At 69.0% G+C, this 10,542-nt stretch carries 11 protein-coding genes; 2 read left to right on the plus strand and 9 right to left on the minus strand.

Translation table 11 applies throughout. From position 1 onward, the window contains the following. Positions 1–106: 106 nt before the first annotated feature. Genes ACVOK1_RS19025 through ACVOK1_RS19035 form a run of 3 tightly spaced genes read right to left on the minus strand, consistent with a single transcriptional unit; the run spans position 107 to position 2,978 of the window. Positions 107–694: an O-methyltransferase gene (locus ACVOK1_RS19025; protein ID WP_481562938.1), complete on the minus strand. Its 588-nt coding sequence runs from the start codon at positions 692–694 to the stop codon at positions 107–109. Next, a complete protein-coding gene (ubiB, locus tag ACVOK1_RS19030) occupies positions 691–2,346 on the minus strand; it encodes a ubiquinone biosynthesis regulatory protein kinase UbiB (RefSeq protein WP_200753514.1) in 1,656 nt (551 codons plus the stop codon). Before ubiB ends, ACVOK1_RS19025 begins: the two co-directional genes overlap by 4 nt. Next, positions 2,343–2,978: a ubiquinone biosynthesis accessory factor UbiJ gene (locus ACVOK1_RS19035; protein WP_108767328.1), complete on the minus strand. Its 636-nt coding sequence runs from the start codon at positions 2,976–2,978 to the stop codon at positions 2,343–2,345. Before ACVOK1_RS19035 ends, ubiB begins: the two co-directional genes overlap by 4 nt. Before the next feature lie 267 nt (positions 2,979–3,245). Between ACVOK1_RS19035 and ddlA the strand changes: the two genes are divergently transcribed. Further along, positions 3,246–4,331, plus strand: coding sequence for a D-alanine--D-alanine ligase (gene ddlA / locus ACVOK1_RS19040; RefSeq protein ID WP_481562939.1), 1,086 nt, complete (start codon positions 3,246–3,248; stop codon positions 4,329–4,331). Between the two features lie 81 nt (positions 4,332–4,412). On the opposite strand, the gene ACVOK1_RS19045 is transcribed toward ddlA, so the two are convergent. The 3 genes from ACVOK1_RS19045 to oleC all read right to left on the minus strand — a co-directional run bounded on the left by ACVOK1_RS19045 (position 4,413) and on the right by oleC (position 7,331). Next, the gene (locus ACVOK1_RS19045; RefSeq protein ID WP_005407633.1) at positions 4,413–4,568 is read right to left on the minus strand and encodes a DUF1328 domain-containing protein; all 156 of its coding nucleotides are present in this window, start codon (positions 4,566–4,568) and stop codon (positions 4,413–4,415) included. Positions 4,569–4,689: 121 nt separating this feature from the next. Continuing rightward, positions 4,690–5,676 (minus strand): 2-alkyl-3-oxoalkanoate reductase, encoded by a 987-nt coding sequence (oleD, locus tag ACVOK1_RS19050; RefSeq protein ID WP_108767326.1) that lies wholly within the window; start codon positions 5,674–5,676, stop codon positions 4,690–4,692. Next, complete coding sequence (gene oleC, locus ACVOK1_RS19055; RefSeq protein ID WP_481562940.1) at positions 5,673–7,331, minus strand: olefin beta-lactone synthetase; 1,659 nt, start codon at positions 7,329–7,331, stop codon at positions 5,673–5,675. The genes oleD and oleC overlap by 4 nt, the downstream gene beginning before the upstream one ends. Positions 7,332–7,435: 104 nt before the next feature. Here oleC and ACVOK1_RS19060 point away from each other — a divergent pair, with 104 nt between their 5' ends. Beyond that, complete coding sequence (locus tag ACVOK1_RS19060; protein WP_108767324.1) at positions 7,436–7,807, plus strand: YkgJ family cysteine cluster protein; 372 nt, start codon at positions 7,436–7,438, stop codon at positions 7,805–7,807. Between the two features lie 101 nt (positions 7,808–7,908). On the opposite strand, the gene ACVOK1_RS19065 is transcribed toward ACVOK1_RS19060, so the two are convergent. The 3 genes from ACVOK1_RS19065 to ACVOK1_RS19075 all read right to left on the minus strand — a co-directional run bounded on the left by ACVOK1_RS19065 (position 7,909) and on the right by ACVOK1_RS19075 (position 10,296). Continuing rightward, a complete protein-coding gene (locus tag ACVOK1_RS19065; RefSeq protein ID WP_481562941.1) occupies positions 7,909–8,799 on the minus strand; it encodes an alpha/beta fold hydrolase in 891 nt (296 codons plus the stop codon). A gap of 61 nt (positions 8,800–8,860) precedes the next feature. Next, a complete protein-coding gene (locus tag ACVOK1_RS19070) occupies positions 8,861–9,877 on the minus strand; it encodes a 3-oxoacyl-ACP synthase III (protein ID WP_116865279.1) in 1,017 nt (338 codons plus the stop codon). A gap of 101 nt (positions 9,878–9,978) precedes the next feature. Beyond that, on the minus strand, positions 9,979–10,296 hold the full coding sequence (locus tag ACVOK1_RS19075) for a DUF4156 domain-containing protein (protein WP_108767322.1): 318 nt from the start codon (positions 10,294–10,296) through the stop codon (positions 9,979–9,981). Between the last annotated feature and the right edge of the window lie 246 nt (positions 10,297–10,542).

Here is a 10,542-nt window from a genome sequence, read left to right on the forward strand (position 1 = left end):
GGCGTCACCGGGCTTTTCGCGGGGCTGCCAACTTATGGCGGCTGAGCGGGGCGCTGGCGGGCTTGGCTTTCGGTCCTGGCCCTGGGCCGGCACTACCTACCGATGCTCAGCTGTTGCGCACGGCCAGCAGTTCGCCGTTGCCCACCCGTACCAGGCTGGTGCTGAAGTCCGCGTCGGCATCCAGCAGCGCGCGCAGCGGTTCCATCTGTGCGGCGTGCGAGGTGGCGTTGTCGACTACCAGCAGGCCGCCGGGGCGCAGCACGCGACGCAGCTGCGGCCACCAGCCGGCGTACTGTTCGCGGTCCGAATCGAGGAACAGCAGGTCGATGCTGGCATCGGCGGCGCTGGCCAGCCATTCCCCGGCATCGCCGTGCACCAGGCGGATGCACCCGGCCAGGCCGCTGCGTTCGAAATTCGCCTGCGCCAGCGCGACCTTGTCGGCGGCGTACTCCAGCGTGGTGACGTGGCCATCGATGGCTGCGGCGGCTTCAGCCAGCCACAGCGTGGAATAACCATTGGAGGTGCCGATTTCCAGCACCCGCCGCGCCTGGCCGAAACGCACCAGCACCGACAGCAGCTCGCCGGTGTCGGCGGTGATGTTCAGCATGCGCCGGCCGCGTTCGGTCTCGCGCGCATCGTTGGCCGCGCCGTGGCGGGCCAGTTCGTCCTTCAGCGCTTGCAGGGCGGCGCTCACCGCCACCACGCGCGGGCCAGGGCGAACGCCCCGACTGCGGCGGCACCCAGACTCAGCACCGGCAGGTCGCCCCAGTACCAGCCCGGCGGCTGCAGCACGTACATCAGCGTGGCGATGGCCAGCAGGCCAACGCCGGTGATGGCACCGACCGCGCGCTTCTGCAGGCGCTGCAGGCTGGCATCAAGGGTGACCAGGTCACGCGAGCGCATCGCCAGTTCGTGGCGGCCTTCCACCTGCTGGGTCAGCCAGGCGTGCACCAGGCGCGGCATGTCCGGCGCGTGGGTCATGATTTCCGGCAGGCGCTTGCCGATCTCGCGCACGACCCGGCGCGGGCTGTAACGCTCGCGCAGGATCTTCGCCAGCACCGGCTTGGCCACCGCCCAGATGTCGATCTGCGGGTCCAGCTGGCGGCCCACGCCTTCGATGTTCAGCAGGGTCTTCTGCAGCAGGATCAGCTGCGGCTGCAGGGTCAGCTGGTAGCGCTGGGCCACCCGGAACAGCTTCAGCAGCACCTCGGCCAGCGAAATCTGCGAGAGCGGGCGGGTGAAGTACGGTTCGCACACCGACCGCACCGCTGCTTCCAGGTCATCGATGCGCACGTTGTCCGGCATCCAGCGCGCCTGCACGTGCAGTTCGGCGATGCGGCGGTAATCGCGGTTGAAGATGGCCATGAAGTTCTCGGCCAGGTAGTACTGATCTTCCTGCGAGAGCTGGCCCATGATGCCGAAATCCAGCGCGATGAAGCGCGGGTTGTCGCGGCGCGCCGGATCGGTGTCGACCCAGATGTTGCCGGCGTGCGCATCGGCGTGGAAGAAGTTGTCGCGGAACACCTGGGTGTAGAACACCCGCACGCCCTTGGCGGCCAGCGCCTTGCGGTCGATGCCGGCCTTGTCCAGCGCGACGATGTCATCGGAGGGAATGCCCCACACCCGTTCCAGGGTCAGCGCGCGCTCGGCGGTGTGGCTCCAGATCACTTCCGGCACGTACAGGTCGTCGCTGTTTTCCCAGAAGCGGCGCAGCACGCTGGCATTGGCGCCTTCGCGCTGCAGGTCCAGCTCGGCGGCCAGGGTGTTCTCGACTTCGGCCACCACTTCGCGCGGGCGGATCTTGTCGGCACGCGGGTGGGTGCGTTCGACCAGCGCGGCCAGTGAATTGAGCAGGGCGATGTCGGCGTCGATCTGCTTCTCGATGCCGGGGCGCAGCACCTTCACCACCACCTGGCGGCCATCGGCGAGGGTCGCGGCATGCACCTGCGCGATCGAGGCCGAGGCCAGCGGCTCGGTGTCGAAGCTGGCGAAGGCTTCGCTGACCGGCAGGCCCAGCGCTTCTTCAACGATGCGGCGCGCGGTGTCGCCATCGAAGGGCTTGACCCGGTCCTGCAGCAGGGTCAGTTCGTTGGCCACGTCCGGCGGCACCAGGTCGCGGCGGGTGGACAGGATCTGGCCGAACTTGACGAAGATCGGGCCCAGGTCCTGCAGCGCCAGGCGCAGGCGCGCGCCGCGCGACTGCGAGGCGATGTCGGCCGAGGCACGCGGTACGAAGGGCTTGGCCAGGCGCAGCCAGCGCTCGGCCGGGGTGCCCTGCAGCAGGTCGTCGAGGCGGTAGCGCAGGATGACGCGGCCGATGCGGTTGGCCCGCAGCAGCGCCTTCATGCGGCACCCCGCAGGCGCTGCACGCGTGCGCCGAGGCGCTCGACGTCGTCACGCAGCACGTCTACGTCGTCGTGGAAGGCATCCAGTTCGGCACGTGGCACCACGTCGCGCGACTCCTCGGTAATGAATTCGGCGGCGCTGTGGGCCAGGTCGATGGCGCCCTGGCGCGCGTGCTGCAGGGCGCTGCGCAGGGTGTTGGCAACCTGCACGCCGAGCACTTCGCCGAACACGCTGACGAAGGGCTGCTGCCAGTCGGGGTCGAAGCCCTTGGCCAGCTGCTGCAGGCGGCGGGCCAGTTCGGCGTCGCCGGCCACGCGCACGCGGCCCTTGCCGTTGTCGTTGCCGCGGCGGGCATTGGCCAGCAGCGGCAGCTGGGCGAGCACGCCGGCCAGGCTGCTGCGCACGGCCAAATCGGCTTCCTGTGCATCCACCGGGCCGACGCGCAGCATGTCGCCATCGACGCTGATGCGCATCGCCAGCGACGGGGCGTCCAGGGTCAGGTCGATGTGGCGGCCGTCGAGGCTGGCCAGGGCGTGCCGGGTATCCGGATCCAGCGCCAGTGCGCGGTTCAGTGCGGTCTGCAGGGCGCGGCCGGCGACTGGCTTGAGGGACGAGAGCAGGGAGAGAGCCATGTATGCATTCTACCTGCGTGGGTGGGGGGCTTGGGCCCGGCGTCCCCCCCGCCCCCCCCACCCGCACCCCCCCCCCGGCCTGGCGCCGTTACCCGGGGCGCTGGCGGACCGGCCTCGGGCTTGGGGGGGGGCCCGGGGTGGGGCGGCACGGGGTCGGATCCCGTTGCTGTGCAACGGGCTCTGACCCCATGGGTGATTCATGCGTGCCTCACCTGGTGGGCCATGAAAGGTTCATGCTGTGTGGCCTTGTTACACAGGACAACACGCATGGCACGGACCCGGGTCGGGATCATTTTCGGGGGCATGTCCTCCGAGCACGAAGTGTCGCTGCAGTCGGCGAAGAACATTCTCGATGCGCTCGATCGCGAGCGCTTCGAGCCGGTGCTGGTGGGCATCGACAAGCAGGGCCAGTGGCACCTCAGCCAGCCCGAGACCTTTCTGATCAATGCCGATGATCCGGCACGCATCGCGCTGCACCCTTCGGGCACGGCGCTGGCGGTGCGGCCCGGTGCCGGGCAGGCGCAGCTGCAGCTGGTGGATGCGTCCACCGCGCTCGGCCAGATCGATGTGGTGCTGCCCATCGTGCACGGGCCGCTGGGTGAGGATGGCGCGCTGCAGGGGCTGCTGCGCATGGCCAACCTGCCCTTCGTGGGTTCGCCGGTGCTGGGCTCGGCGGCGGCGATGGACAAGGACGTGGCCAAGCGGCTGCTGCGCGATGCGGGGCTGCCGGTGGCGCCATGGGTGTGCATCCGCCGCCACGAGGCAGCGAAGGTGGATGTGCAGGCGCTGATCGCGCAGCTGGGGCTGCCGCTGTTCGTCAAGCCGGCCAACCAGGGGTCGTCGGTGGGGGTCAGCAAGGTCAAGCAGGCCGGCGAGTTCGCCGATGCACTGCAGCTGGCGCTGCGGCATGACCACAAGGTGCTGGTGGAGTCGGCCGTGGTCGGCCGTGAGATCGAGTGCGCGGTGCTCGGCAACGATCTACCGCAGGCCAGTGTCTGCGGCGAGGTGGTGGTGCACGACGAGTTCTATGCCTACGACACCAAGTACATCAACCCCGATGGGGCGGACGTGGTGGTGCCGGCGGCGATCGATGGCGTTGCGCAGGCACGCATCCAGCAGATCGCGCTGCAGGCTTACCAAGTACTGGAATGTGCGGGCATGGCGCGGGTGGATGTATTCCTCACCGCGGATGGGCAGATCGTCATCAACGAGATCAACACCCTGCCCGGCTTCACCCGCATCAGCATGTACCCCAAGCTGTGGGGCGCCAGCGGGTTGGGCTATACCGCGCTGATCACGCGGTTGATTGAACTGGCGCTGGAACGGCACGCGGCCGATCGGGCGCTGGTGTAACGGCCTTCTGTAGAGTCGAGCCATGCTCGACTGGGTTGTGATCAGTCGAGCACGGCTCGACTCTACAGAAAGCGGAATCGGCTACCCGCGCTTGCGGAACATCGAGATCACCGCAAGGATCAGGAAGACGACGAACAGGATCCAGGCGATGTTCGTGGCGGCACCGGCAATGCCGGAGAAACCGAGCACGGCGGCGATGATGGCGATGACAAAGAAAATGATGGCGTAATGCAGCATGGCGTTCCTCGCGGGTGGTCCGGCCGGTGTGGCGTTGGGACCATCCTGCGGATCTGCCGGTGTGCAACCGGTGACGGCGATCTCTGCGGCTGATGAAGCCTTCAGCGCCGTGACGCTGTCGTCACGACGCGGCCTTCAGGCGGCGCAGCCCTTCTTCGATGCTGACCTGCGGCACGTAACCGAAATCACGACGCGCCGGTTCCATGCTGTACCAGTGCGGCGTACACAGCTGTTCGGCCAGGAAGCGGGTCAACGGCGGTTCGCCCGGCAGCCGCAGCAGCGGCCACAGGCGTTCACTGATCGCGCCGATGCGATAGGCGGTCTTGAAGCTGAGGGTCTTCTCCACGGCCGGCGCGCCGACGGCCGCCAGCAGCTTGTTGAGCAGCTCGCGCATCGGCAGCGGTTCGCCGTTGGAAATGAAGTAGGCCTTGCCGGCACAGGCCGCACCCGGCGCCAGCGCATCCAAGGCGAGGAAGTGCGCAAGCGCGGCGTTGTCGATGTAGGTGGTGTCGACCTTGTTGCTGCCATCACCGACCAGGCGCAGGCGGCCCTGGCGGGCGCGCTGGGCCAGGCGCGGTACCAGCTGCTGGTCACCCGGGCCCCAGATCAGCCGCGGGCGCAGCGCCACGGTGGCCAGCGTGGCGTCGTTGGCGGCCAGCACGCGCTGTTCGGCAATCGCCTTGGTCGCCGCATACGGCGCCTGGAAGTTCTCGCCGTAGGGCACTTCGTCCGCGCCCAGCCCTTCCACCGGATGGGTGGCGCGGTGGGTCACGCTGGGCGTGGAGGTGTAGACCAGCTTGCCGATGCCGTGCGCGCGGCAGGCGGCGATGACGTTGTCGGTGCCGACCACGTTGGCCTGGTGATAGCTGTCGTAGCTGCCCCAGGCACCGGCCTTGGCGCCGTTGTGCAGCACCGCGTCGACGCCGGCCACGGCATGCAGCACCGCCTGCGCATCGGCCAGGTCACCACGGATCTGGCCCACGCCCATCGCCTGCAGTTCCGGGTAGTGGCTGCGGTTGAAGGCCAGCACCTGGTGGCCACGTTCAAGCAGCCCGCGGCACAGCGCCTGGCCAAGGAAACCACCACCACCGGTGACCAGGATCTTCATGCGCGCTTCTCCAGTTGGGCGCGGGCCCAGACGGCGAGCTTCTCGCGGCCGATCTTGGCGTTGTGACGGATATCGACGGGGAAGGCCGGATGCACCAGGAAGTGCTGCAGGCCGGCCTCGGCAGCGTGGGTGGCCGCATGCGCGCGCAGGGTCTCCTGCAGCGCCGGGCTGTCGGACTGGCCGCGCTGCAGCTCCACGCACAGCACCGGCACCTGCGCACCGGCAGCACCCACGCCCACCAGCGCGGTGCGGGCCACGCCGGGCACGGTGTTGAACACCGGCTCGATCTGTTCGGTGTACAGCGGCCCGTGCGCGGTTTCCACGCGCTGGGTCTTGCGCCCGCAGAACCACAGGCGGCCCTGCGCGTCGAAGTAGCCGACGTCGCCCATGCGGTGCACCACGCGGGTGCTGCCATCGGCCAGGGTTTCGCGGATCTTCGCCGCGGCGGTGGCCTGCGGGCGGTTGAAGTAGGTATCGGTGGCGGTGGGCCCGGCCACGGTGATCTCGCCCACCTCGCCGATGGCCAGCACGCTGGCCTGCGACCACTCGGGCAGCGGCGCATCGTCGATGGCGATGATGCGCACCTCGTTGGGCGCGACCACGCTGCCCACGCAGGTGCCGGCGCCGGCTTCGGTGGCGGCACGGGTACGCTCCAGCTCGCGCCCTTCCACCACGGCCACCGGCAGGCATTCGGTGGCGCCATAGGGCGTCCAGAACTGCGCATCGCCCGGCAGCAGGCGGCGGATGGTGGCCACCACGTCCGGCGGCACCGGGGCGCCGGCCGAGGTGACCCGGGTGACCGAGGGCAGCGGCCGGCCATGGCGGGCCAACACGCGCATCAATGCCGGCGAACCGAACAGCTGGGTCACGCCGAAACGCTGGATGGCATCGTGCAGCCGCGCCGGGTCGGCCTGCGCCGGCCGGGTCGGGTCCATGTCCGGAATGACCGAGGTCAGCCCCAGCGCCGGGTCGAACAGCGCGAACGGCGGGAAGGTCGGCAGGTCCACCCCGCCCGCTTCCATGCCGAAGGCGTTGCCCAGCAGTTCGATCTGGCCGACGAAATGGCGGTGGCGGTAGACCACGCCCTTGGGCACGCCGGTGGAGCCGCTGGTGAACAGGATGGCGGCCATGTCCTCGCCATCGGTGGCGGCCAGCATCGGGCCGCCGCTGGCGCCGGCGCGCTCCAGCGCAGCCAGGGTGGTCCCGCCCCAGCCCAGGCGGCGGCCGACGGTGACCAGGCGGGTGGCCGACGGCGCCCAGCGCAGCGCCAGCCGCGCCACGTGGGCCAGCGGGATGCCGATGAAGGCCTCCGGCTGCGCTTCGTCCAGGCACTGCTTCAGCGCGCGCTTGTCGATGCCCGGGTCGACCAGCACCGGCACCGCACCCAGCTTGAACAGGGCGAACATCAGCAGGAAGAACTCCGGCGAGGGCCGCACCATCACCACCGTGCGCACGCCGCGGCCGATGCCGTAGCCGGCCAGGCCGGCGGCCATGGCGTCGCTGCGGGCGTCCAGCTGCCGGTAGTCCAGGGTCACGTCGTAGGCGGCCATGCCGTTGCCGGCACCACGGCGGCCGGGGCAACGGATGGCGATCTGGTCAGGGCGTTCGCGGGCCAGTTCAGGCAGCCGCGCCGCGATATTGCAGGGTCCGTTCATCCGTTCATTGTCGCCGCTTACGGAATTTCTTGCGCGGCCGCCCGCTTCGTGGAAAATCCGCAGCCTCGTTCCCGATTCCCACTGCCACCCGAGGCGGCTTGCCCATGCAACATCCCTGCATGACCTGCGGCGCCTGCTGCACCCAATACCGCGTGGCCTTCCACTGGATGGAATCGGACGAGGTCACCCCCGGCGGCGTGCCGCACCAGCTGACCGAAGTGCTGGACCCGCACCGCCTGTGCATGCGCGGCACGCACTCCAAGCCGGTGCGCTGCGTGGCGCTGGACGCGCAGATCGGCGTCTATTCGCGCTGCACCATCCACCCCAACCGGCCCAGCGTGTGCCGCGAGGTGGATGCGTCGTGGGAATACGGCAAGGCCAGCCCGCAGTGCGACAAGGCGCGCATCGCCTATGGCCTGGACCCGCTGACCGCGGCGGATTGGGAAGGCGGCGACAACAACCCGATCGCGGCCTGAGGCCTGGGGTCGGACCCGTTTCGCAGAAACGGCTCTGACCCCGGATTGCCTGGATGGGGTCAGAGCCCTCTCTGCGAGAGGGATCCGACCCCGCACATCCATCAGAGCGGGTTCGCGTCCAGGAAGGCGCGGATTTCCGGCACCAGCACTTCGTGCTTGTCTTCCAGCACGTAATGCCCGGCATCCTCGAAGGCGTGCACCTGGGCCTTCGGCAGCGCGGCCTGGAAGCCTTCCAGGAAGTGGTGGTCGAACACGAAGTCGCGCAGGCCCCAGCCGATGAAGGCCGGGCGGTCGGCGAAGGACGGCAGCGCCTTGCCGGCGCGCTCCAGCAGCGACCAGGCCTTGTCGGCCGGCGACAGCGGGATGTCCTGCATGAAGCGGATGGTGCTGATGCGGTTGGCGTAGCTGTTGTACGGCGACACGTAGGCGCGGCGCACGTCGGCCGGCATCTTCCGTTCCACGCCCAGCCACGAGGCACCGGACGAGAACGCATTGAAGGTGCGGATGATCCACTCGCCGATCTTCCAGTGGCGGCCCAGCCCGATCTGCCACGGCATCTTCTTGGCCGCCGGCATCGGGAAGGCGGCGGTGTTGAGCACCACCAGGCGCTTCACCCGCGCGTGGTGCGACAGCGCCCAGCCGAAGCCGATCATGCCGCCCCAGTCGTGCACGGCCAGGGTGACCGGGCCGGTGACGCCCAGGTGCTTCAGCAGCGCCTCCAGGTCATCCACGCGCGACTGCAGGGTGTACTCGTAGCGCTGGTCGTCGGGCTTGTCCGACAGGCCCATGCCGATGTGGTCCGGCACGATGCAGCGGTACTTGTCCGACAGGCCGGCCACCAACGTGCGCCAGTAATAGCTCCACGACGGGTTGCCGTGCACCATCACCACCACCTCGCCATCGCGCGGGCCTTCGTCGAGATAGCTCATCGACAGGCCGGGACGGACCTCGAAACGCTGCGGGTGGGCGGGGTAACCGGGAAGCTGGGACATCGGATCGCACCTGTAGAAAGGGCCGGTAGAACCGGCCCTTGGAATCAACGCAGCGGGCTGCTTACCAGACCACTTCAGCCATCGAGCAGTTCAGGCCCGAGCCGATGCCCAGAAGCGCGATGCGATCGCCCTTCTTCAGCTTGCCCAGCTGCTTGAGCTTGCTCAGCACGATCGGCACCGAGGCCGGGCCGATGTTGCCGTGCTCACCGAAGATGGTCATGACCTTCTTCGGGTCGATGCCGAAGTTCTTGATGAACGCGGCGGTGTGCGGCTGGCTGACCTGGTGGATGACGAACTGGTCCAGTTCCTCCACGGCCCAGCCGAGGGCGATCTTGGCGGCGGCAAAGGTCTTCTGCGCCAGCTTGATGCCTTCGATCAGCAGCAGGCGAGTATCGGTGACCATGCGGTCCAGGTTGCCCAGGCACAGCTGGTTCCACTCGGTGGCCGAGCGGGTCACGCCACCCTTGTAGCGCGGGGCGTCGGGCACCAGCTCCGAGCGCGCCATCACCATGGCGGCGGCACCCGAACCGGTGGTCAGGGCGGCCAGCTCGTTGCGGAAGTCGTCGGCGGTGACGTCCGGGGCGGTCATCCGCTCCAGGGTCTTTTCGTACACCAGGTTGGCGGTCTCGCCGTCCACCACCAGCGCGTAGTCGATGTCACCGCGCTCAAGCATGCGTGCGGCGATGTCCATGCCGTTGATGAAGGCCAGGCAGGCATTGGCGACATCGAAGGTCATGCACTCGTCGCTGACGCCGAGGTTGCCGGAGACGATGGAGGCCGTGGACGGCTCCAGGTAGTCGCGGCTGACCGAGGTGTTGACCAGCAGGCCAACCTGGCCGGCGGTGATGCCGGCGTCTTCCAGCGCCTTGCGGCCGGCCATGGTGGCGGCATCGGAGGCGAGGACGCCGTGGTCCCACAGGCGGCGGGCGTGGATGCCGGCGATATCGCCGAGCACGTCGGTGCGGATGCCGAGGCGATCCAACGTCGGCTGCAGCCGTTCGTTGATTTCCTTGGTCGTCAGCGTATGCGGCGCGTCGACGTGTGCCAGGCCGGCGATCGAGACATTCTTGAAAAGCATCGAGGTTAGCGCCAAGGCTCAGGCAAAAGGGGGCGCTATTCTATAACCCCCGGGCTTTCACCGCATCTTTACGAATTCAGCCTTGGCCGTATGGTCCCCGTTCAGCGCGGCGGGCACTGGAAGGCGGCGAAACGCTGGCTGCCGTCGGCCGGGGCCGCAGCGGCCTGCACGGCGTTGGCGCCGGCACTGGGGGCCTCGTTGCGGGCCAGGGTTTCCAGCTCTTCCTGCACGCGCAGCGGGTTGCGGTTGTAGAAGCCGACCTTGCTCTTCACGGTGACCACGACCTCACCCTTGGTGATGCAGCCTGCCGGCAACGGGCCGGCCGGGAGCACCCGTACCGTCTTTCCGGCCGGTTCCATCGGCACCCAGGTGCAGGCCGTGACGGTGAGCAGCAGGGACGACAGCAGCAGAAGGCGCATGGGCAGATCCTGGAAGGGTATGGGGCGATTCTGCCTGAACAGCCTGAATCGGGGGTAGCCCGGGGGTGGGGTCGGATCCCCAGGGGGGGGCCGGGGTCGGATCCCCCGCAGGGGGCTCTGACCCCGGATGCACGACGGGGTTGCCGGCCCGCGGCCGGCACTACCGGTTAATTTTCCGTAGCGGCGCAGCCGCTCCACCCGCACTTAGGCCACCGCGGCCCCCGGGTGCGGGTGCACGGCGCCCCC

Source organism: Stenotrophomonas sp. STEN087 (assembly GCF_056759115.1).